We start from the raw sequence: 22620 nt of genomic DNA, 5'->3' as shown, positions 1-22620 counted from the left end.
CTATTCATGCATTTGCACTGCCCTATGCCTTCACTAGCTTCGCAGCCTTGGGATCGTAGATGTAGCCGGTGATGCTGCCATCCTTGATGCGCGCGACGGCCTCGTCGATAACGAACAGCGGAACAAGAAACCACTCCTCGGGCTGCACGGGGTGACCGAAGCGGTCATTGATAGTGATGTTCAACCGTGCGGTCGCGAACAGCCTGTGGAACAGGTTCTCCATCCGAATGCGATTGATCCCCGCGAGCTTGTAGGTCGCAACGACCTCGACCTTTGCCAGCAGATATGTCGCTTCGTTCTCGGCGTTGGCGATGCGCGTTTCAACCCTGCCGCCCGTCACGCCCATCTTGTGGATGATGTCGCGGTGCTGGGCGACGTAGGGATGATCGGACAGGGAGCGCAGGACGTAGATCGTGCCGCTTTCCACATCATCCGCCTCAAGCTCGCCGCCAAAGGAGAGTTGCCCGCTCTCGGGCGAGGCCAGCCGCCGCGCGGCAGGGTCGTTGTAGAACGCACGCTGGAGCGAGCGCAGCAGCAAATTGCTTTCGGTGCCGTTGGAGAAGATGAGGCGCAGGCGGCGGTCCACCTCCCCGGCGGTGGTTTTCAACGGCTCGCCGACCTCGGCAACGTAGAGAGTAAGGCCATCGAGAACGAAAAAGTCCCCGGCTTCAATCGCACGGCGACCCGCTTCGATGGGCTGGGACTGGCGCATACCGGTCTTGACTTCCGCTTGCACGCGCTCGAACAAGGGCCGGAAGGTTTCGAAGTCCTCGCAGGGCTTGCGATCCGCGACCTCCTCGGCGGCGCGCTTTTCGGCGCTGGTACGGACATGGCGCAAGACCGTGATGTCGTCCGCGCCGGCAACATCCGCTAGTTCGGCAGCCAGGTCGTCGATGTCGATAGTTTCGTCCGCCGAAGCGGCAACGGTCGGTGCCCCAGCAAGCAAGCCCTGATGGTCCAGCGGCTCAATCAAGGTGCGGCAATCCGGTAGCGCGCGTAGACGGTCGAGCCGCACGGCATATAGGCGCTCGAATATGTCGCGGTCTTCGCCATGCTGAGGCGCACGCCCGTGCTGCTCTGTGAAGCGTTGGATTTCCTCGAAGCCGGCAATGACACGCTCCTCGCTGGCTGGGCGGCCATTTTTCTTCTCAGGCGGAGCGAACTCGGCCAGCTCTGCCGCCAGGTCGTCAAGATCGGAGTTACTCATAGCGTCCCTCCGCCCTGAACCGCATGAAGGCGGCCGCACCTTCGGCAAGGTGCTTTTCCCAGGCGTCCTGCGAGGTAACCGATGGAGCCCTCCCACGTTCGCGTTTGAACTCAACCGCGCGCTTGGCGATCACTTTGGCATCTTCAGGCGTGATAGAGGTGCGTTTGGCCGAGATGGCCGCCGCGACCTGCTTCAAGCTGTCCTCGCTCATTGTCTTGGCGAGGATGGCATAGGCTTCGCCAAAGGGGTTGATGCGGTCGATGAGGTCAATGTCCAGCTCGCGCACGTCCATCGCAAAGCGGCGCACGCCATCGATCAGGGCGGTGTTGGGCGATCCGTCGCTCTCGCCTTCGGTGACAAGCCGCTTGGCCTGCTGCGTAAGGTTGAGGGCGGCGATGGCGTGCTGGCGTACCGCCTCCTGATCTTCAGCGTCAAGCTCGGGATATTTGTCCTTGATGATCTTGCCCATGCGAACCTGCGTGAGCTCCTCGGGAACCAGCTCTTCGTCGAACAAGCCACGCTCGATGGTGTGCTTGTCCTGCACGAAAGCCGCGATCACTTCGTTCAAGTCTTCCTGGCAGATGCGCGCTGCCTCTTTGCTCTTGGGTTCGGCGAGGCCCTTGATCTCGATCTGGTAGGCCCCTGTCTGCTCATTGACACCGATGTTGCAGCGGTCCGGGTCATAGCCACCCTCGCCATAATTAAAGCCTGGCGTCGGGCCGCTGTCGGGATTCTTGGGCTTGAACTCGAAGCGCGGAGCGAGAACCTGCTCCATCAGCAGACTCGCCGCGATGGCCTTCAACGTATCGTTGATGGCCTCGGTGACCGCTTCCTCGGTCGCGTCCGGCTCGGCGATCAGGTTGGTGAACCTCGCGCGAGTCTTTCCAGGCGCATCTCGGGTGGCACGACCAATGATCTGAACGATCTCGGTCAAGCTGGCACGGTAGCCCACGGTCAGCGCGTGCTCGCACCAAATCCAGTCGAAGCCTTCCTTCGCCATACCCAGCGCGATGATGATGTCCACATGGTCGCGATTGTTCTTCTGAGCCGGGTCTTTCAACGCGGCGGACACTCGGTCGCGCTTCGAGGCATCGTCATCGACCAGATCAGCGATGCGCAACACGCGGTCATCGGGGAGCTTAACGAGCTGGAACCCTGTGGTGGCGTCGATGCCATGCCACTCCCCCAGCGCCTCGATTATGTGCTCCACCTCGCGCATTTTGTCCTTCGTGCTTTCGCGCGAATTGACGTTGGGGATGTGGATGATGGTCTTCTCAACAGGGTCGAGGACATTGAGAATGTCATCGACATAAGGCCCGCTGTAGAAGAAATAGCCGATGTCGAGTTGCTTGAGGTACTCGTAGCCGTTGAGCTGTTCGTAGTAGGTGTAGGTAACGGTATCGAATTTCGACTCGTCGTGCGGAGCGAGGACGGCCTCCGCGTCGCCCCGGAAGTAGGAGCCGGTCATGGCGACGATGTGCGTCTTGTCTCGCGCGATGAACTGGCCCAGGTGCGTGCCCAGCTTGTTGTCGGGGTTGGCCGAAACGTGATGAAACTCATCGACGGCGATCAGACGGTCGTCGAACGCCTCGATGCCATAGGCATCGACCGCGAATCGGAAAGTGGCGTGCGTGCAGACCAGCACCTTGTCGTCGCCTTCGAGGAACGCGCCGAGGGACTTGACCTTACCGCCGTTGTCGTTGCCTGGCGCATTGCACAAGTTCCACTTTGGCTCGACGTGCCAATCAGCCCAGAAGCCGTACTTTGACAGCGGCTCATCGTTGAAGCTGGCCCCGATGGACTTCTCGGGCACGACGATGATGGCTTGCCTCAAGCCCTGGTTCTGCAATTTGTCGAGCGCCACGAACATCAGGGCGCGACTCTTACCCGAAGCGGGCGGCGACTTGATGAGCAGGTACTGCTCGCCCCGCTTGTCATAGGCCCGCTCCTGCATCGGACGCATACCGAGCGCGTTAGCCTTGGTTGATGCACCGTTACGCGCATACGTAACAGATACGGAGGGGACGCTCCGAGGTTTGATGTTGTTCATGAGGAAGGTCTCGCTTCGGTGCTGCGTTGTGCCGGCTTTGCTGTCATGTGATATGGCCATAACGCCTGCCGCTGTTCATGACACGAACCTCCGCCAGACGGTCACCGAAAGATGTTTCGAAATCGTCCGCCTCCAATGCCCTCATGACGAATCGGCCTTCGGCTCGTTGGAACAAAAGGACCTTGCCATCGTAGATGTCGAAACCATGCGTTTCCGGGATAGGCAGCGAGATCTTCTCCATCATGTTGTTCCCTAGACGGAGGTTATTCGCTACGGGTTCGCCAGTCGGAGTTTCGAAGACAACCTGCCCGATGACGGAGTTGGCTGGCAGGTCGGCCGGAGGGTTAAACCCAAAATATCTGGACATTCCCCGAGGAAAGTCGATCTGGTTACCTGGGCGGTGAGGCCCGCGATTCTTGGTGACATACCCTGCTTCGATCCAGAAGACAGGTGTCGCAGCATGGTCGACTTCGACGCTGGGCTGGTTCTCAACGACTCGCCGAAAAAAGGAGGTACTCCATCGCTCCTCGTAAACATCCAAGATATCGGCAACAGGTGTGGCCTGTTCCCATAGAAGTTCGGCTGCTACGAGGGTGGGACGGAGCACTACGTCGAACTCGTTGATGCCATGCGTGATAACGGAGGCACCGGCTTCGACGCTCTTGCGAAGGCCATTCGACGAAAAGTTTCCGGAACCAACAACTGCACCAGACCGCTCGGCCTCTTGGTTCAGCAGCATGGCCATCTTGGCGTGAAAATCGCGCCGGGGGACAAAACCGCTTTGGTCTAAAACATACATCCCATCGTGAATCCTGACGTCCACGTTCGGTCGCGAACACAACAATCGAAGGGCTTGCGGCTGAGTGCGACCATAGTCAATGCCAAAGAGCCATCGCGAAGGTGTATCTGCCCAGAAATTTCCGGCAAACGTCAAATCGAACAAGGCGGCGCCAGACTGGGTCGCATAGGCGTACAGCCCAAGGAAGTCGGTGGCCGCGATCTCTTCATGGATGCGTCGGATCTCCGATATCGTGGTCGGTGCATTCGCGTCGCGGTGTAGGAAAGTCGAAAGATTCAAGATGCCCCCCAATTACGCTCGTTTGACTCGGCGCTGCCCGGCACCCGCTTGACCGGACATGCGTGAATAGAGCTCAAAGAGCTTTTCAAGGCGCTCCGTGTCATTCTTGAATAAGCGACCTATATAGATTCTCTCCACAACTTCATCGTTACGCTCATGTGCGCGAAGTAGATCGGTCGGCATTGCGTCAGGCGCATAGAGTTCGGCAAGAGTCTGCGGGTAGTGGCGCTCACGCGCTAGCAGGATCTCTTGTGCGCATCTGGTGAGGTCATCGATATTCTTCTCTGTCAACTTAGGCAGTGGGAAGGTATTCCAGCCGATGGTGTTCGAATACCGGAAGTCGGTTTTCATTTTTCCGCACACGGTTGCAATCCACACGAGATGAAGTCGTGACGCCAACACCGCCAAGTTCCATAGCGGCGCGTCATACAGCGCGAACAAGAGATCGCTAACGATCACGCTGCCGTCTAAAAGGTCCACAGGCAGGTATGGTCGGCGCTCGGACGAGACTTTCGCCACGACAAGCGAATGCTGCTTAGCGGTACCGGCAATTTGGACGAAGCGATGAGGCCGTGCCGCGAAGTCGCGGGTAGAACTGGCAGCACTTGATAGGCGAAAATCCCGTACTTGGTCCAACACCGTCTTCAGGTAGGGGTGTTGCTGCGCATAAGGCGCATCGTCGTCCTCAATCCACAGGCACCACCGAGGTTTTCCCTGGATCATCTGTTCAGAGCCCATGTACGGGCGAACGAAGCGTTCGAGTTCGGGGTGCTGCATCAGCACACGTGCTCGTTCCTCGCCGTCCAAAACAAATGCACCACCATCACGCGGCATGTTGCCAAACAGCATGGGCGATACAGATGAAATCGGTCGACGCTCCTGCTCCACCGAGTTGACGCGCCCCGGCACAAGGTAGGCATTGATGTAGTCAACTTGCCGCTCCTGCACGGAGCCATCCTCACTCACGGAGAACAACCTTTTAATAGGTTGTGGCGTGGATGAAATACCCACGATGGCCACAGTCACACCAGCGTTATTGCTTGCGAGATTGGTCCACTTGAAGGATGTGTGCGCGAATACGATCTGGTGTCCGGTGTTAAAAATTGCAGGCCACAAAATAGGAACCTGCAAGCCTTGGCAGATTGAGTTGGTGGAAACGAAGGCAGTGGCCGCATTAGTGCGCTCGCCATATGCTGCAGCCTTCATGAACCACCCGGCAACGTAGTCCAGAGATTTCCACGCGACACCAATGCGTTCGAAGATCGCCTTAAGCTCGCCCTTCTGTTCGTCTGACTGCCACTTGCTTCCCAGATACGGCGGGTTGCCACAAATATATGTTTCGCCCCCTTCGTTCTCGAAGTCGATCTGGGCTTGGTCCAACGGCGAGCTGAACAGGTCGTCCGCCTGCAACTTCACCCCCGTTCCAGTCGGCGGGCAAACGCTCAACCAATCAAGACGCAGCGCGTTGCCGCAGGTAATCCAGTTCTCATTGCGCAGGGGCAAGAACTCGGCCAGGGCCAGCTTCTGCCCTCGGTACAGCACGTCGCACTGGTACTCGGCGATGACCAGCGCAAGGCGGGCGATCTCCGCCGGGAAGTCGCGCAGCTCAATCCCGCGAAAGTTGGTGAGCGGGATGTCAGACGCGCGATCTGGTTCGCCGCGCCGCTTGTTGATCTCTGCCTCGATGGCACGCATCTCTTTGTAGGCGATAACAAGGAAGTTACCCGAGCCGCAGGCCGGGTCGAAAACTCGGATCTTGGCGATGCGCTTGCGCAGGTTGAGCAAGGTGCGCGGGTTGTCACCCGCCTCTTCTAGCTTTGCACGCAGGTCGTCGAGAAACAGCGGGTTCAGCACCTTCAGGATGTTGGGAACACTGGTGTAGTGCATCCCCAGCTCGCCGCGCTCCTCGTCCTCGGCGACGGCCTGGATCATCGATCCGAAGATGTCCGGGTTGATCTTGGTCCAGTCCAGCCCGCCGACGTGCAGCAGGTAGGACCGGGCGATCTTGCTGAATCGCGGCACTTCGTCGCCGCCAGAGAACAACTGCCCGTTGACGTAGGGGAAATCGTCGATATTGGCCCACCGGGGCAGCCCGGCGGCCGCCCGGTCTTCACGCTTGGTATTCATGGTGCGGAACAGCGTGGCGATGACCTCGTGCGTATTGGTCGAATCCCCCGCACTCATCCGCGCGACGGTCTCGGTGAACTTGCCCCTGCCGCCAAAGATATCGGTGTCCTCGGCGAAGAAGCAGAAGATCAGCCGCGCCATGAGCTTGTTCATGTCGTGGCGGCGCTCCGCTGTGCCCCAGGCCGGGTTGTCTTTCAACAATTCAACGTACAGCCGGTTCAGCCGACTGGTGGCCCGGATGTCGAAAGCGTTTTCACTGATCTGGCGGACGGTGCTGATGCCCGCCAGCGGCAGGAAGAAGCCGAAGTGATCGGGAAAGTCCTTGAAGGCGCAGGCGACGGTCTCGCCGCTGGTCAGGTCTTCGGCCTCGAAGTCCACGCCGTCCGTAGCAAGGATGAACTTCGCCTTGGCCTTGGCTGTCGCAGGGCTGGCCTTGAGAGCGGCCAGCGTCTGCGTCACCCGCCCAGCGTCGCTGGTCAGAATGTGGATGTTGCTGGTCTGGAGAACACCGCCGAGGTCGGATTTGTTCGACGCCCCCGCACGCAGGCGCTTGATTGTCGTCGCCTTGTTGCCAAAGGCTTCAAGGAAGGCGTAGGGGAACTCTGCACGGTCGAAGGGCTGCTCCGCGAGGTCGGTGATGGCTTGTTCGATTTCTACGGCATTCATCGGCGTGCAGCCCCCCCTAGGGGCGAGGCCGCCAAATTGCTATCGTTTTGCGGGGCGCTCATGTCTTGTCCTGCGTTTTCTCGGCTATCTGCGCGGCAATCCAGCAATCCAACTCGCTGCGACGAAACCGCCAGGTGCCGCCCAGCTTGAATCCCGGTATCTCCCCCTGCTGGGCCAGCCGGTATACGGTCTTCTTCCCTGCCTTGAGGTAGACCGCCACTTCATCCAGCGTGAGAATTTCGCTATCGGGTTGGTTCATTTCAGGCGGCTCGCTTGGTGTCGCGCGGCGAAGTCTTCCAAAGTTTGGCCAAGTTTACCATTTGAGCTGCCCGAATGAACCCCGAATCTCATGTGGCGAAGCCACAGATTCGGCCGGCGCTCCGCCCTGCGGCAAGTTCGCCACACCAACTTGACGGCAACGCCATGTGCTTTGGCCGCCAGGTCGTAAATGGATTACGCCAAGAAGGTGGACGGCGTGTCTTTTTCCAAGGAAAGCAGGCAACGTAGTAGCCTGTGGCCTCATCTGGATGAGACGGGCTGAGCAATATCAGCGTAAGGCGTGCGATGGGCAAAGAGGAAACAGAGAAAGTGGATATGGAACATTGGCTGCATGAACGGATCGGCCCAGCCTACGATGCGTTGAAGGCCGACCCAGGCCGCGCCGTTACCGCTGACCAGGTGCGCACCCGTCTGGCCGACATCGCCCAAGCTATCGAACTGGCCCGCCGCGTCGATGCGGACCTAGAATCCCTAACGCCCTTTGACCCGGCCGAAGACCTGACCACCGCCGAAGCCGTGGCCGCATTCTTGGCGGACGCCGAGGCCACGGCCGACCCGGCCTATATCGAGCACGCGCACCAGGTCGCGGCACGTGCGCGAACCATGCACGGCATCGCGTCGTGAGCGAGCTGGCCAGAATCGCCATTCCTGGCGGTGCTGCAGTTGGATCTCATCGCCGGAAATGACGATGCGAGATCCACTCCAAGGGGAAGAGTAAGGCGGGGCGTCATCGCCCCATCTGGCGATGCTCGAGCGCCGGCGCGCATCGCCACTTCCGACGATGCAGGCCCGGAGACAACAAGGGCAGCCATTGGCTGCCCTTGTTGTTCCTAGTATGTGGCTTACGCTGGGTGAAGCGACTGGCGCACGGCATTCAGTGCCTCACGGAAGTCCGCCGGCGTCGCTCGGCCCGTCTCGGCCTTGTGAGGACGACCATGAAGGCATTGGCGACTGCTTCGGCCAGCGGCCCGAGCTGTCGGGCTGCATCCTGGTCAATCCAGTCTAGGGCCGCGAGCTGCACGGCCGCATGATGCACTGCCTGAGTTGCGTTGGTAGGATTCAAAGTTGCCATGATTCACCTCTCCATCAGGTGGGTTAGTGGAAGTGTCGGCCGGTCCCACGCCGGCCGACGCGCCTTTCACGCCGGCGTCGTGCGATTCACGAAAGCAGCGATTTCATCATCGGGATCGGCCGCCTGATTACCGGCCTGCTCGCCGGCCAAACTGTCGCCATCGAAGGCAGGAGCCTCTGCCGCAGTGCTGGCTCGGATCGCCGTTGCCACTTGGCCGCCGATCGTTTGGTCCATGCGTTCGTGGAAGCCCTCCGCAAGTTGCACCGCCTTGCCCCTGAGCACGGCACCCGCACCCTTCGCCAGCTCGCCGGCGGTACCCGCTGCCAATGCTGCGGCATGAGTCAGACCGCCGGGGCCGGTGCTGCCTGGTGCGGCCTGCTGGCCGCCCTGCTGCCCCTGCCCCTGCCCCTGCCCAGTCTCGCCGGCTATGGGTTTTGGTTCGCTCTTGGCGGCCTCGTCGGCACTGCTGCCGGTGCTGGGCGCGGCCTCGATGGTCGGCGGCCTCCAGGCCGCGACGCAGTTCTTCGCCCACACGTTCGCCTATCACGCGACCCTCGGCCCCAACGTGGGCCACGTGTACGCGCCCTGGTCGATCCTGCACTGGACGTACAAGTGGTACAGCCAGTACCCGGACGAGATCATGAAGGCCGGCAGCATGGGGATGCTGGTTTCGACCGTGGGCCTGCTGGGCGTGGCCGTGGCGAAGGTCGTCACGTCCAACAGCTCGAAGGCGAGCGAGTACCTGCACGGCTCGGCCCGCTGGGCCGAGAAGAAGGACATTCAGGCGGCCGGCCTGCTGCCACGCGAGCGCAACGTCCTGGAGATCGTCACCGGCAAGGCCGCACCCACGGCTACCGGCGTGTACGTGGGCGGCTGGCAGGACAAGGACGGCAATTTCTTCTACCTGCGGCACAGCGGCCCCGAGCACGTGCTGACCTACGCGCCCACGCGCTCGGGCAAGGGCGTCGGCCTGGTGGTGCCCACGCTGCTGTCGTGGGGCGCGAGCAGCGTCATCACCGACTTGAAGGGCGAGTTGTGGGCCTTGACCGCCGGCTGGCGGCAGAAGCACGCCAAGAACAAGGTGCTGCGCTTCGAGCCGGCCAGCACCTCGGGCGGCGTCTGCTGGAATCCGCTGGACGAAATCCGCCTCGGCACCGAATACGAGGTGGGTGACGTGCAGAACCTTGCCACGCTGATCGTTGACCCGGACGGCAAGGGCCTGGACTCGCACTGGCAGAAGACCGCCTTCGCGCTCCTGGTCGGCGTGATCCTGCACGCGCTGTACAAGGCCAAGGACGATGGCGGCACCGCCACGCTGCCGTCCGTCGATGCGATGCTGGCCGACCCGAACCGGGACATTGGCGAGCTTTGGATGGAAATGGCGACCTACGGGCACGTAGACGGCCAGAACCATCACGCCATCGGCTCGGCGGCCCGCGACATGATGGATCGGCCCGAGGAAGAAGCCGGATCGGTGCTGTCCACGGCCAAGTCGTACCTGGCCCTGTACCGCGACCCCGTGGTGGCCCGCAACGTCAGCCGGTCGGACTTCCGCATCAAGCAGTTGATGCACGAGGACGACCCGGTAAGCCTCTACATCGTCACCCAGCCCAACGATAAGGCCCGCCTGCGGCCGCTGGTGCGCGTCATGGTGAACATGATCGTGCGCCTGCTGGCCGACAAGATGGACTTCGAGGGCGGCCGGCCGGTGGCGCACTACAAGCACCGGCTCTTGATGATGCTGGACGAGTTCCCGAGCCTCGGGAAGCTGGAGATCATGCAAGAGTCGCTGGCCTTCGTGGCCGGCTACGGCATCAAGTGCTACCTCATCTGCCAGGACATTAACCAGCTCAAGAGCCGCGAGACGGGCTACGGCCACGACGAAAGCATCACGTCGAACTGCCACGTGCAGAACGCCTACCCGCCCAACCGCGTCGAGACGGCCGAACACCTGTCCCGCCTCACCGGGCAGACCACCGTGGTGAAGGAGCAGATCACGACCAGCGGCCGCCGCACGGCGGCGATGCTGGGCCAGGTGTCGCGCACTTACCAGGAAGTGCAGCGGCCCTTGCTGACGCCCGACGAATGCCTGCGCATGCCGGGGCCAAAGAAGAACGCCCAGGGCGAGATCGAAGAAGCCGGCGACATGGTGATCTACGTCGCGGGCTACCCGGCGATCTACGGCAAGCAACCCCTGTACTTCAAAGACCCAGTGTTCTCGGCACGCGCCGCGATCCCTGCGCCCAAGGTCAGCGACCGCCTGCGCGCCGTCGCACAGGCCGAGACGGAAGGGGAGGGCATCACGATATGAGCCGCATCCTGAAACGCATCGCGGCAGGCGTCGTCATCGCGGGCGTGGCCGCCCTGCTGCTGGCCGCCGGCGGCTATGCCGCCGGTGCCCGCGTGAACACCACCAAGAGCATTCCGGTCGGCCTGTACTGGACGAGCAGCGCGCCGGTGGAGAAGGGGGCCTACGTCCTCTTCTGCCCGCCGCAGCTCGGCGTGTTCGATGACGCCAAGGAGAGGGGCTACATCGGGGCCGGCTTCTGCCAGGGCGGCTACGGCTACATGATGAAGCGCGTTTTAGCCGCTAAAGACGATGCCGTCGCCGTCGCCGATGACGGCGTGCGCGTCAACGGCGAGCTGCTGCCCCTCAGCGCGCCGATCAAGGCCGACAAGGCCGGTCGGCCGCTGCCGCGCTATCAGTCCAACAGCTACACGCTCGGCAATTCCGAGGTGCTGCTTATGTCGGACGTGAGCGCCACATCCTTCGACGGCCGCTACTTCGGCCCGATCAATCGTTCGCAAATCAAGACCGTGATCCGTCCGGTCATCACCTGGTAGGGAGACACACCATGCGCCTTTTCATCGCAGAAAAGCCGTCCGTCGCCAAGGCCATCGCCGGCGAGCTGGGCGCGACCGGCAAGGGCGACGGCTTCATCGAGTGCGGCACCGACAAAGTGACCTGGTGCTTCGGGCACATGCTCGAACAGGCCGACCCCGACGAGTACACGCCCGATGACGTGCCGCGCGGCCAGTCCGGCAAGAAGGTCTGGCGCGTCGATGAGCTGCCCATCATCCCCGAGAGCTGGATTCTCAAGCCCAAGGACGACGCGAAGAAGCAGCTCGCCGTGATCGGCAAGCTGCTCAAGGAGGCCAAGGAGATCGTCAACGCCGGCGACCCCGACCGCGAAGGCCAGTTGCTGGTTGACGAAGTGCTGGAGCACTTCCGCAACAGCAAGCCGGTGCGCCGCTTTTGGGTGAGCGCGCAGGACTCCGTTTCCGTCAAGCGCGGCCTGGCCGCGTTGAAGGAGAACACCACCTATGCAGGCTGGGCCGACGCTGCACGCGGGCGGCAGCGCGCCGACTGGCTGATCGGCATGAACCTCAGCCGCGCGTACACGCTGCGCGCGCAGCGCGGCGGCTCGCGCGCCCTGCTGACCGTGGGCCGCGTGCAGACGCCGACGCTGGCCCTCGTGGTCGCCCGCGACCGCGAGATCGAGGCATTCAAGGCCGTGCCGTACCACACCATCCGGGCGGTGGTGCAGCACGCCGGCGGCAGCTTCGCCGCCGCATGGAAGGCGAAGGAGGATCAAGCCGGCCTGGACAGCGAAGGCCGCCTTGTCGATACCGCCGTCGCCGACGCCCTGGTGGCCGCCGTCAAGGGCCAGCCGGGCACCATCGCCGCGTACAAACAGGAGGCCAAGAAGCAGAACCAGCCGCTGGCCTTCGCCCTGTCCGACATTACGGCACTGGCCTCGGCCAAGTTCGGCTACAGCGCCGAGGACGTGCTGAACACCTGCCAGGCGCTCTACGAGACGCACAAGCTGACCTCGTACCCGCGCACCGACTGCGCCTACCTGCCGGAGTCGCAGCACGCCGACGCGCCGCGCGTGCTGGAGGCGATCAAGCACGTCAACCCCGAACTGGCCGGCCTGGTCGATGGTGCCGATCCGCGTATCAAGTCCAAGACGTGGGACGACTCGAAGATCACCGCGCACCACGGCATCGTGCCGACCATGCAGAAGGGCAGCAAGGCCGCCCTCAGCGAGCGCGAGCGCAACATCTACGACCTGATCGTGCGCGCCTACCTGGCGCAGTTCTACCCGCTGCACGAGTACATGCAGACCACCGTGGGCGTCGAGATCGCGGGCGAGAACTTCGCCGCGAGCGGCAAGGTAGTCACGCGCAACGGCTGGCGTGACGTGTACAGCCAGGCCGACGAGGAAGGCGAGAAGGACGAGGACGACGACAGCGGCACGCAGGCCCTGCCGTCGATGGCCCAGGGCGACGCCGTGACCTGCACGGACGCCACCCGCAAGGACGCCAAGACGAAGCCGCCAGCGCGCTTTACCGAGGGCACGCTGATCCGCGCGATGGAGAACATCCACAAGTTCGTCAGCGATGCCGAGCACAAGAAGATGCTGCGCGAGGGCGACGGCATCGGCACGTCGGCCACCCGCGCGTCGATCATTTCCGAGTTGAAGCGGCGCGAGTTCCTGGCCGTCAAAGGCAAGCAGATCATCAGCACGACCCTCGGCCGCAGCGTCATCGACGCGCTGCCCGAGGTTGTGAAAAGCCCGGTGCTGACCGCGCTCTACGAGCGGATGCTGAAAGGCGTCGAGCAGGGCACGGCCGCCCTGGACGCCTTCATCACGAAGCAAGAGACGTTCATCCGCGACCAGGTGGCGAAGGCCAACAGCGGAGCCGTGACCATCGCCGGCGGCAAGGAAGCCGCGCCGGTGTCATCCCTTCACAAGTGCATGGCCTGCGGCAGCGGCTTGTCGCGCCGGCCGAGCAAGAAGAAGGGGCAATTCTGGTGGGGTTGCAGCAACTTCCCCACATGCAAGCAGACCTACCCCGACCTCAAGGGTCGGCCCGACTACAGCAAGGGCCGCAACGGCCCGGCATCCGAATGACCACAGCGAAGGAGATCGACCATGAACGAGCAAACCACCACCAACACCGCCGCCCACGACGAGCCGCTGGCCGTCCTGCCGCCGGTTGACGACGACGCCGCCGGCCGCGAGGCCGTGCGCGAGAAGATGGCCGACGCGCTGACGCCCGGCTTCCAGGTCGAGTTCGACCCCGACGAAGCCGAGCGCGTGGGCGCGTTCGTGGAGGACGCGCTGTCCGAGCAGGACGCCGCCGCGAGCGGCGACGACCTGGTGGAAGTCGATGGCGCGCTGGAGCCGGCATTCCTGGACGACGAAGGCCCGAGCGCCGACATCCCGCCGTTCATCACCACCACGAACGCCCGCGAGCTGTACGACCTGCGGCCCGGCGAGACGGTTGCCCAGGCCGCCGCGCGCAAGGCGTCGGAGGGCTGACCCATGCCGATCACGAAAGCCGAGGCGCAAGGGGTGACGCGGGCTTTCGTCCGCGACTACCCCGGCGCGCTGGAGCTGGCCTACAAGTTCCGCGAGGACGCGGCCGAGCTGTACGGGCCGCGAGCGGCCGAGGTGCCGGCCGACATGAAGGGCGGCTACGTGCCCAAGGAGACGCTGCACGCCGGCCGCGCCTACCGTGGCCGCGTGGACGTGCCCTTGCAGAACGTCGAGAGCGCCAGCGACCTACTGATGACGCTGCGGCACGAGGTGCTAGGCCACTACGGGGCCAACACCTTCGCGCCGGGCGAGAAGCGCGCCTTGCTGGACGGCCTGGCGGCCGCCCGCAACGAACCCACCCTCAAGCCGCTATGGGATGACGTGAACCGGCGCTATGCCGGCCAGTCCCTGGACGTGCGCGCCGAGGAAGTGTTTGCCCTGCACTGCGAGGGCATCGAGCCGAGCCAGCACCAGGTCGCCGACCAGGTGCAGCAGCGCGGCCAACAGTCATTCACGGAAACCTGCATCGCCCGCGTGCGGCCCATGCAGGCCGACGACCTGCACAACATCGTGTGCATGGTCGCCCAGGGCCTGCGCGACCGTTCCCGGACACAGCAGAACTTCCCTCAGTTCAACGAGCTATTCCGAAGGGACGAGAACATGGAGCCGAAGAAGCCGTTTCACGAAGTCGTGGCCGAAAAGCTGATCGAGCAGCTCAAGGCCGGCACCGCACCGTGGCAAAAGCCGTGGGAGCCGGGCGAACCCAACGCCTACCTGCCGATGAACCCGACCACCGGCAAGCGGTACAAAGGGATCAACGCCATCCACCTGATGGCCCAGGGCCGCAGCGATGCGCGCTGGATGACCTACAAGCAGGCCGCCGCCGTGGGCGCGCAGGTTCGCAAGGGCGAGAAAGGCACGCCGGTTCAATACTGGAAGTTCAGCGAAGAGCAAGACAAGCTGGACGACAGCGGCCGGCCCGTCCTCGATGCGAAGGGCCAGCCGGTCAAGGAAACCGTCATGCTGGAGCGGCCGCGCGTGTTCTTTGCGACCGTGTTCAACGGCGAGCAGATCGACGGCCTGCCGCAGCTCCAGCCGAAGAAGGAACAGACTTGGAACGCCGTCGAGCGCGCCGAGCACATCCTGAAAGCCTCGGGCGCGACGATCACCCACGCCGCCGGTGATCGGGCGTTCTACCGCCCTTCGACCGACAGCATCACCCTGCCGGAGCGCGGCCAGTTCCCCAGCTCCGACCGCTACTACGCGACCGCGCTGCACGAGCTGGGCCACTGGACGGGCCACGCTTCGCGCCTTGACCGCGACCTGGCGCACCCGTTCGGGAGCGAGGGGTACGCCAAGGAAGAGCTGCGCGCCGAGATCGCTTCCATGATCGTCGGCGACGAGCTGGGCATCGGCCACGATCCGGGCCAGCACGCCGCCTATGTGGGTTCGTGGATCAAGGCGCTGCAAGACGAGCCGCTGGAGGTGTTCCGCGCGGCCGCCGATGCCGAGAAGATTCACGACTACGTGCTGGCCTTCGAGCAGAAGCAGGTTCAGGAGCAAGACCAGCAGCAGAGCCAGGCCCAGGACGAAGCCGTGGCCCAGGCCCTGGCCGTGGACATTGCCGAAGTCCTGGACAACCCGGACGTGTCTTTCAGCCACTACCAGGCATTCCAGGGCGACACCCTGGAAGACGCCTTGCGCAGCCGTGGCCTCGAAACCGTGGGCAGCATCACCGGCACCGATCCCGAGCAGTTCTACGCGGTCGCGCATGACCGGCTGTCGCCGGTGTTCGGCATCGACCCGAGCCACACCGACACCGACAACGCCTACCTGGAGCGCAAGGGCTTGGCGCAAGAGTTCGCCAACATGGCCGAACAGCTCCACCTCGCGCAGCAGCTCCAGCAGCACGGCGAACAGATCGTGTCGAGCATCGACGCCGAAGCCAGGTGGAGCGACGGCCAGCGCATCTTTGCGTTCCACGACCAGGACGGTGAACCCCACCAGGTTCGCAGCCTGGACGAGCTGAACAACTACGCGCCCGACCAGTTGATGGCCCTGCCGGCGCTGACCCAGCAGCAAGCGGCCGTCGCAGACCAGGAGGCGAACATGACCCCACCGACCAACGACCAGGCGGCCGCCCTGCTGGCCGCCCATCCTGCCGACGCGGTGCAGGGCATCGAGCAGGCCGCCGCCGCGCGCCGGCAGCTCGCCGCCGGCGAGATCGACGGCCAGGCGTTCGCCGACGCGACCCGTCAACACCTTGGCGTTGAGCTGCCGCCCGACTGGAGCGGAGAGCTGCGCATCGTCGGCGTGGCCGAGCAGGACGGCCAGACCGTCGATGCCGCCCAGGCCGGCATCGAGCCGCAGGCGTTCCAGGTCTACGCGCGCAAGGCCGATGCGCAGTTCGGCGAGGACGCCTTTGCCTTCGTCGCCGGCACCCGCACCGAGGGCCAGGCCGAGGCTCTGGCCGAGCGCCTGCACCTGGTCGATGCGCTGGGCACCGACAACCAGCACGAGCGCGCCGCCAAGCTGGCCCGCGTGCAGGAAGAGCGTGTACGGCGCGACCCCAACGCGACCGAAGAGGACATTTCAGCCGCTAAAGAGGCACGCAAGACCGCCGAGGCGTCGGCCATGCTCAACGACAGCGACGCGCAGCGCCGCGCGGCCGAGCTGGAGCGCCAGGAACGCGAGCGGCAGCAGGCGCAGCCGCAGGCCGAGAAGCCCGAACGGCAGTACATCAACGTGCCGTACAAGGAGAAGGACGAGGCCAAGAGCCTCGGGGCGCGTTGGGATCGGCAGCAACAGTCCTGGTACGTGCCGCCGGGCACCGATGCCGCTCCCTTCGCCAAATGGGCGCAGGGAGCCGCTACAGCGGCCGTAGAGCCGCGTTCGGCCCAGCCGGCACCCGAAGCCCAGGGCGAGGCGCAGAAGCCCGCGCAGCAGGCCCAGCAGGCCCGCCAGTACCTGGCCGTGCCCTACGAGCAGCGCAACGCGGCCAAGGCCGCCGGCGCGCTTTGGGACAAGGCCGCGAAGTCCTGGTATGTCGGCCCGCGCGCCGACGCGGCGAAGCTCGAACGCTGGAAGCCCGAGAACGTGCAGGCCCAGCAAGGGCCAGCGATGACGCCAAGGGAAGAGTTCGCCGAGGCCATGCGCAGCGCCGGCCTGTTCACCGGCAGCAACGCCCAGGGCGATCACCCGATCATGGATGGCAAGCGGCACCGCGTGCCGGTCGAGGGCGGCAAGAAGGGCGCGCTCGATGGCTTCTACGTGGGCCACCTGGACGGGCACCCGGCCGGGCGGATCATCAACAACAAGACCGGCACGGACATTACCTGGAAGAGCAAGGGCTACGCCTTGAGCGACCAGGAGAAGGCCAAGCTCCAGGCCGAGGCGGCCGAGAAGCTGGCACAGCGAGCCGTCGAGCAGGACAAGGCCCAGGAGGCCACCGCGCAGCGCGTCGGTCGGCAGATGGCCGACCTCGTGCCCATCGAGCAGCCGACGCCCTACCTGCAAGCCAAAGGCATCCAGGCGCAGGCCGGCGTGATGACCGACCGCGAAGGCCAGAAGACCTACATCCCGGCCTTCGACGCAGAGGGCAAGCAATGGACGATGCAATACATCCAGGAGGACGGCACTAAGCGGTTCGCCAAGGACTCGAAGAAGGAAGGATGCTTCCACCCGGTCGGCGGCATGGACGCCCTGGCGGCCGCGCCGGCGCTGGTGATCTCGGAGGGCTACGCCACGGCGGCCCAGGTGGCCGAGGCCGTGGGCCACGCCACGGTCGCCGCCTTCGACAGCGGCAACCTTGAGGCCGTGGCGAAGGCGCTGCACGCCAAGTTCCCGGACAAGCCGGTCATCATCGCCGGCGACGACGACCGGCACCTGGTCATGACCCACGGCAACAACCCCGGCCGGGAGAAGGCCGAGGCGGCCGCCCAGGCCGTGGGCGGCAAGGCGATCTTCCCGATCTTCGCGCCGGCCGAGAACACCTACCCGCGCGACTTGCCCGCCATCACGCCCGACAGCTTCAAGACCCACCTGCGCGCCGAGCAGCGCCTTGCCGACGCCGCCGCCGGCAAGGTCGAGCTGGCCGGCGACGAGGCGGCCAAGCTCAAGGCGTCGATGTTGAGCGGCGCGCAGATCGCGGCGCTGTCCACGATGAAGCAGCACACCGACTTCAACGACTTGGCGCACAAGAGCGAGCTGGGCATCGAGGGCGTGAAGCGGCAGATCGGCGCGGCCATCAGCCAGGTGCAGCGCGACGAGCAGCAGCACCAGGAGCAGAAGCACGTCGAGAAAAAGCAACAGCAGATCGAGCAGCGCCCACGGCGGGCCGCTCGCATCGGATAAGTCGAAAAATCCGGCTAAAGTGGCCGAGCTGCACATCAGGCCGCGCGGTTTTCCTCCCTGATCGCCGGCGCGGTTTCTTCCTCCCTGAACCGCATGCAGACTTGCCGCCTCGGACACCCCGAGGCGGTTTTTTTTCGCCTCGCTCGGGGTCTCCTCGTTTTCAGTGCAATAAGTGACGGTACGCAAAGGGGTCGTTTGCGGGAGGGGGCGGAATCCTACGCTAAGGCTTTGGCCAGCGATATTCTCCGGTGAGATTGATGTGTTCCCATCCGAGCGGCGAAACATGGGCCAAGAGATCGGGCGATAGCAGCTTTCCATCGCGTTTCTGGTTTGCAACGACCTCGCCGAGCTTCATGGTGTTCCAGAAGATGATGATGGCGGCGAGCAGATTCATGCCGGCGATGCGGTAATGCTGGCCTTCGGCGGAACGGTCGCGGATTTCACCGCGGCGGTGGAAGCTGATTGCCCGCTTCAGCGCATGATGAGCTTCGCCTTTGTTGAGCCCGATCTGGGCACGCCGTTGGAGTTCGGCATCCAGAATCCAGTCGATCATGAACAGGGTGCGCTCGACGCGACCGACTTCCCGCAGGGCTGTCGCGAGCTCGTTCTGCCGCGGATAGGAGGCGAGTTTCCGCAGAATCTGGCTTGGCGCGACGGTCCCGGCAGCAATGGTGGCGGCGATGCGCAGGATGTCGGGCCAATTGCGCTCGATCATGGCTTGGTTGACCTTTCCGCCGATCAACGCTCGCAGGTGCGCCGGGGCGGCCGACGGATTGAACGCGTAGAGCCGTTTGGATGGCAGGTCGCGGATGCGCGGAGCGAACCGGTAGCCGAGAATGGCACATGCGGCAAAGACGTGATCGGTGAAGCCGCCCGTGTCGGTGAACTGCTCGCGGATATGGCGTCCAGCATCGTTCATCAGCAGGCCATCGAGGATGTAAGGCGCTTCGCTTGCCGTTGCAGGAATCACCTGGGTTGCGAACGGCGCATATTGGTCGGAGACGTGGCTATAGGCTTTCAGGCCCGGGGTATTGCCATATTTCGCGTTGACCAGGTTCATGGCCTCACCTTGCTCTGTAGCGACGAAGAACTGTCCGTCGCTCGAAGCCGACGTGCCCATGCCCCAGAACCGGGCCATGGGTAACGCTGCCTGTGCCTCGACCACCATGGCCAGCGCCCGGTCATAGGCTTCGCCCTCGACATGCCACCGTCCAATGCGGATCAATTCCCAGAAGGTGTGGGTGTTTGTCGCATCCGCCATTTTGCGCAAGCCGAGGTTGATCCCTTCCGCCAAGATAACGTTCATTAGCCCGATCCGGTCAGCGCAGGGTGCTCCTGTGCGCAGATGGGTGAACGCTTCGGTGAAGCCGGTCGCCGCATCCACCTCCAGCAGGAGATCGGTGATGCGCGTGGGCGGGATCTGCTTGTAGAGATCGAGCACCAGATCTTCGGCGCCTGTCGGCGCGGCGGCTTCGAGTTTCTCGATATGCAGAACGCCGTTTTCAATCGACCCGCCCGGGATCGTGCCTGCGCGAGCGGCACGGCCAAGCTCGCGCAACCGCATGTCGAGGCGAGCTTGCCGGTCTGCCAGCCATTCCTCCGGCCGCAATGGCACAGCGAGACGACCGCCTTCCGCGATGGATTGTGCCGGAACGAGTGCGTGTTTCAGATCGCCATAGCGCCGGGACCTAGTAAGCCAGACATCTCCGGAGCGGAACGCATCGCGCAGATGGAACAGCACCGCGATCTCCCATAGGCGAGCGTCGCCAGCCCTCTGGGCCCGAAGGTGGCGATGCCATTTCGAGCTGGGCCGCAAGAAGCTGGTCATCGCGGCATCGTTCAAACCGGTACGAAGGGCCGTCACCGCTTCCAGAAGCGGCAGTGCAACGGGCGCAGCTCGCAGATCGAGCAGGCGCAACATGCGTGGAGCGTATCGGCGGAAGCGGTGATAACCGTCGAGCACATGATTGAGCGGATCGTCGGCCATGGTGGCGGTCAGCCTGGTTGCCATTGCAACAAGGGTTTTTAAGCCGTCCCACCCTGACCCACTCGCGATGACATCGCCCAGCGGCTGGCCATCATCCTGTGCATCGACCAGGGCGCCCCCGATCTCGGCGAAGGATTTCAGGGTGTCACGCACCACCCCCGCTTCGTCTGCGACCTTTGCATGGCAAATACGCTCCGAAGCACGGTAGAGACGGCCGACGATCCGGTCGTGGGTTTCGACCACTGCGTCGGCCAACATCGCCTGCCATTCCGAGACGCAAACAGCCAAGATCGCAAGCCGCCTGTCCTCCGGGAGATCGCGCATGCCGTCGGCATAATACCGTTCACCCTGCCTGCGCAGACGAGTCACCCGATGGGCAGGAACGCCGGCAAGCAGATCCTCGGGGAGATCGATGCGTTGCAGATATTCGAGCCGGTCGAGCAGCCGGTTGGCCGACGAAGAGTTCGAGCCAGGCTCGAACTGGCGCAGCCACACAAAACGGGTCACCCGATCATCAGCCGTCTCCTCGAGCAATGCCAGCAACTGTTCTCGGATCGACATAGGCAGCCGACTGGCGATCCTCGTCTCGATGCGTCGCTCGGCATCGACGAGAGCCGCGGCACAAAGCCGCTCGATCGTGGATGTCGCGGGAAGGACAGTGCGGGTGCGTCGGCACTCGGCTACGAAGCGACGGGCGATATCCTCGTTCGACACCGCCATCTCGGCTTCTCGGAACAACCATTCCTTCAGCTCGCTCGCACCACGTCCGGAGAAGGTGCGGAAGCCGTAGAGCCCCCGTAACTCGGCAAGATGCTCGTGCCGTGTTTCCTCGCGGGCAGCATAGTCTACGAGATCGTCGGCACCCAGGCCAAGCTGCGCTCCGATAAATTCGATGACCTCTGCAGGGATCAGTTCGCCTGGAGCCAGCACCCGGCCGGGATAGCGCAGGACACACAATTGCAGGGCGAAGCCGAACCTGTTGTGAGCGCGCCGACGCAGCCTGATATGCCCAAGGTGGCTCTGTTGCAAAAATCGTGAAGCTTGAGCATGCTTGGCGGAGATTGGACGGACGGAACGATGACGGATTTCAAGTGGCGCCATTTCCAGGGTGATGTGATCCTGTGGGCGGTGCGCTGGTATTGTCGCTATCCGATCAGCTATCGCGACCTTGAGGAAATGCTGGCGGAACGCGGCATTTCGGTCGACCATACGACGATCTATCGCTGGGTCCAGTGCTACGCCCCGGAGATGGAGAAGCGGCTGCGCTGGTTCTGGCGGCGTGGCTTTGATCCGAGCTGGCGCCTGGATGAAACCTACGTCAAGGTGCGGGGCAAGTGGACCTACCTGTACCGGGCAGTCGACAAGCGGGGCGACACGATCGATTTCTACCTGTCGCCGACCCGCAGCGCCAAGGCAGCGAAGCGGTTCCTGGGCAAGGCCCTGCGAGGCCTGAAGCACTGGGAAAAGCCTGCCACGCTCAATACCGACAAAGCGCCGAGCTATGGTGCAGCGATCACCGAATTGAAGCGCGAAGGAAAGCTGGACCGGGAGACGGCCCACCGGCAGGTGAAGTATCTCAATAACGTGATCGAGGCCGATCACGGAAAGCTCAAGATACTGATCAAGCCGGTGCGCGGTTTCAAATCGATCCCCACGGCCTATGCCACGATCAAGGGATTCGAAGTCATGCGAGCCCTGCGCAAAGGACAGGCTCGCCCCTGGTGCCTGCAGCCCGGCATCAGGGGCGAGGTGCGCCTTGTGGAGAGAGCTTTTGGCATTGGGCCCTCGGCGCTGACGGAGGCCATGGGCATGCTCAACCACCATTTCGCAGCAGCCGCCTGATCGGCGCAGAGCGACAGCCTACCTCTGACTGCCGCCAATCTTTGCAACAGAGCCGATTTCCTGCCGGTGATCCGCCGCACCCTGACCCGCACCGGCTTTGTCATCGACCACATCCACTACTACGCCGACGCCCTCAAGCCGTGGATTGCCCGGCGCGAGCGCTTGCCCGCCTTCCTGATCCGGCGCGATCCGCGCGACATCAGCCGCATCTGGGTACTGGAACCGGAAGGTCAGCACTATCTGGAGATCCACTACCGCACCTTGTCCCATCCGGCCGTCACCCTCTGGGAACAACGCCAGGCGCTGGCCAAATTGCGTCAGCTCGGGCGCGAGCAGGTGGACGAGTCGGCGCTGTTCCGCATGATCGGGCAGATGCGCGAGATCGTGACCACCGCCCAGAAGGCCACGCGCAAGGCGCGGCGCGACGCTGATCGCCGCCAGCACCTCAAGACGTCGGAGCCACCGGCCAAGCCCATACCGCCGGATGTGGACATGGCTGACCCGCAGGCAGACAACCTGCCGCCGGCCAAACCGTTCGATCAGATCGAGGAGTGGTCGCCGTCGATGAATATAAGAGGACTTGCCATGGAATGCTCTCGGACATAGGAAATCAGGAGTTCCAATCTTCAGTG

At 63.6% G+C, this 22620-nt stretch carries 12 protein-coding genes and 4 pseudogenes; 8 read left to right on the top strand and 8 right to left on the bottom strand.

The window, feature by feature from the left end; translation table 11 throughout:
• Nucleotides 1-22: 22 nt before the first annotated feature.
• Genes LN047_RS13800 through LN047_RS13780 form a run of 5 tightly spaced genes read right to left on the bottom strand, consistent with a single transcriptional unit; the run spans nucleotide 23 to nucleotide 7387 of the window.
• On the bottom strand, nucleotides 23-1207 hold the full coding sequence (locus LN047_RS13800) for a GIY-YIG nuclease family protein (RefSeq protein WP_116309213.1): 1185 nt from the start codon (nucleotides 1205-1207) through the stop codon (nucleotides 23-25).
• Nucleotides 1200-3257 carry a DEAD/DEAH box helicase gene (locus tag LN047_RS13795; protein WP_016254285.1) on the bottom strand — a complete coding sequence of 686 codons (2058 nt, stop codon included), beginning with the start codon at nucleotides 3255-3257 and terminating at the stop codon, nucleotides 1200-1202. Before LN047_RS13795 ends, LN047_RS13800 begins: the two co-directional genes overlap by 8 nt.
• A gap of 43 nt (nucleotides 3258-3300) precedes the next feature.
• Nucleotides 3301-4335, bottom strand: coding sequence for a phospholipase D family protein (locus tag LN047_RS13790; RefSeq protein WP_157774195.1), 1035 nt, complete (start codon nucleotides 4333-4335; stop codon nucleotides 3301-3303).
• 12 nt (nucleotides 4336-4347) lie between these two features.
• Nucleotides 4348-7128: a class I SAM-dependent DNA methyltransferase gene (locus tag LN047_RS13785; RefSeq protein ID WP_186014896.1), complete on the bottom strand. Its 2781-nt coding sequence runs from the start codon at nucleotides 7126-7128 to the stop codon at nucleotides 4348-4350.
• Between the two features lie 58 nt (nucleotides 7129-7186).
• The gene (locus LN047_RS13780; protein ID WP_063570099.1) at nucleotides 7187-7387 is read right to left on the bottom strand and encodes an AlpA family transcriptional regulator; all 201 of its coding nucleotides are present in this window, start codon (nucleotides 7385-7387) and stop codon (nucleotides 7187-7189) included.
• A 335-nt stretch (nucleotides 7388-7722) separates the two neighbouring features.
• On the opposite strand from LN047_RS13780, the pseudogene LN047_RS13775 reads away from it, so the two are divergent.
• Nucleotides 7723-7824 (top strand): annotated as a pseudogene (locus LN047_RS13775) (type II toxin-antitoxin system ParD family antitoxin); the annotation flags it as partial.
• A gap of 425 nt (nucleotides 7825-8249) precedes the next feature.
• Here LN047_RS13775 and LN047_RS13770 read toward each other — a convergent pair.
• Nucleotides 8250-8479: pseudogene (locus tag LN047_RS13770) on the bottom strand (type I toxin-antitoxin system ptaRNA1 family toxin).
• A gap of 66 nt (nucleotides 8480-8545) precedes the next feature.
• Nucleotides 8546-8713, bottom strand: coding sequence for a hypothetical protein (locus tag LN047_RS13765; protein WP_244098602.1), 168 nt, complete (start codon nucleotides 8711-8713; stop codon nucleotides 8546-8548).
• 193 nt (nucleotides 8714-8906) lie between these two features.
• Between LN047_RS13765 and LN047_RS13760 the strand changes: the two genes are divergently transcribed.
• From LN047_RS13760 to LN047_RS13740, 5 genes are read left to right on the top strand one after another with little or no spacing between them, the layout of a single operon-like run.
• Nucleotides 8907-10790 carry a type IV secretory system conjugative DNA transfer family protein gene (locus LN047_RS13760; protein WP_186014897.1) on the top strand — a complete coding sequence of 628 codons (1884 nt, stop codon included), beginning with the start codon at nucleotides 8907-8909 and terminating at the stop codon, nucleotides 10788-10790.
• Nucleotides 10787-11323, top strand: coding sequence for a conjugative transfer signal peptidase TraF (gene traF, locus LN047_RS13755; RefSeq protein WP_006122512.1), 537 nt, complete (start codon nucleotides 10787-10789; stop codon nucleotides 11321-11323). Before LN047_RS13760 ends, traF begins: the two co-directional genes overlap by 4 nt.
• A gap of 11 nt (nucleotides 11324-11334) precedes the next feature.
• Nucleotides 11335-13398, top strand: a complete 2064-nt coding sequence (locus LN047_RS13750) for a DNA topoisomerase III (RefSeq protein ID WP_011114056.1) — start codon at nucleotides 11335-11337, stop codon at nucleotides 13396-13398.
• Nucleotides 13399-13419: 21 nt separating this feature from the next.
• The gene (locus tag LN047_RS13745; RefSeq protein ID WP_006122510.1) at nucleotides 13420-13809 is read left to right on the top strand and encodes a protein TraD; all 390 of its coding nucleotides are present in this window, start codon (nucleotides 13420-13422) and stop codon (nucleotides 13807-13809) included.
• A gap of 3 nt (nucleotides 13810-13812) precedes the next feature.
• Nucleotides 13813-18159, top strand: coding sequence for a zincin-like metallopeptidase domain-containing protein (locus tag LN047_RS13740; protein WP_011655357.1), 4347 nt, complete (start codon nucleotides 13813-13815; stop codon nucleotides 18157-18159).
• A 220-nt stretch (nucleotides 18160-18379) separates the two neighbouring features.
• Here LN047_RS13740 and LN047_RS13735 read toward each other — a convergent pair.
• Nucleotides 18380-21175, bottom strand: a pseudogene (locus tag LN047_RS13735) (Tn3 family transposase); the annotation flags it as partial.
• Nucleotides 21176-21223: 48 nt separating this feature from the next.
• On the opposite strand from LN047_RS13735, the gene LN047_RS13730 reads away from it, so the two are divergent.
• Together LN047_RS13730 and LN047_RS13725 are read left to right on the top strand one after the other, a co-directional pair.
• Complete coding sequence (locus LN047_RS13730; protein WP_001389365.1) at nucleotides 21224-21988, top strand: IS6-like element IS6100 family transposase; 765 nt, start codon at nucleotides 21224-21226, stop codon at nucleotides 21986-21988.
• A gap of 54 nt (nucleotides 21989-22042) precedes the next feature.
• Nucleotides 22043-22594 (top strand): annotated as a pseudogene (locus LN047_RS13725) (Mu transposase C-terminal domain-containing protein); the annotation flags it as partial.
• Nucleotides 22595-22620: the final 26 nt, after the last annotated feature.

The sequence above is a fragment of the Achromobacter sp. JD417 genome (genome assembly GCF_041879325.1).
GTDB lineage: Bacteria > Pseudomonadota > Gammaproteobacteria > Burkholderiales > Burkholderiaceae_B > Achromobacter > Achromobacter mucicolens.
This window is presented reverse-complemented; position numbering and strand designations above follow the sequence as displayed.

What these genes read in the sequence shown, in the direction of transcription:
- LN047_RS13780 (WP_063570099.1), bottom strand. Translation starts at nt 7,387, where the DNA reads ATGAACCAACCCGATAGCGAAATTCTCACGCTGGATGAAGTGGCGGTC.
- LN047_RS13750 (WP_011114056.1), top strand. Translation starts at nt 11,335, where the DNA reads ATGCGCCTTTTCATCGCAGAAAAGCCGTCCGTCGCCAAGGCCATCGCC.
- LN047_RS13795 (WP_016254285.1), bottom strand. Translation starts at nt 3,257, where the DNA reads ATGAACAACATCAAACCTCGGAGCGTCCCCTCCGTATCTGTTACGTAT.
- LN047_RS13785 (WP_186014896.1), bottom strand. Translation starts at nt 7,128, where the DNA reads ATGAATGCCGTAGAAATCGAACAAGCCATCACCGACCTCGCGGAGCAG.
- LN047_RS13745 (WP_006122510.1), top strand. Translation starts at nt 13,420, where the DNA reads ATGAACGAGCAAACCACCACCAACACCGCCGCCCACGACGAGCCGCTG.
- LN047_RS13740 (WP_011655357.1), top strand. Translation starts at nt 13,813, where the DNA reads ATGCCGATCACGAAAGCCGAGGCGCAAGGGGTGACGCGGGCTTTCGTC.
- LN047_RS13765 (WP_244098602.1), bottom strand. Translation starts at nt 8,713, where the DNA reads ATGGACCAAACGATCGGCGGCCAAGTGGCAACGGCGATCCGAGCCAGC.
- LN047_RS13760 (WP_186014897.1), top strand. Translation starts at nt 8,907, where the DNA reads ATGGGTTTTGGTTCGCTCTTGGCGGCCTCGTCGGCACTGCTGCCGGTG.
- LN047_RS13730 (WP_001389365.1), top strand. Translation starts at nt 21,224, where the DNA reads ATGACGGATTTCAAGTGGCGCCATTTCCAGGGTGATGTGATCCTGTGG.
- traF (WP_006122512.1), top strand. Translation starts at nt 10,787, where the DNA reads ATGAGCCGCATCCTGAAACGCATCGCGGCAGGCGTCGTCATCGCGGGC.
- LN047_RS13800 (WP_116309213.1), bottom strand. Translation starts at nt 1,207, where the DNA reads ATGAGTAACTCCGATCTTGACGACCTGGCGGCAGAGCTGGCCGAGTTC.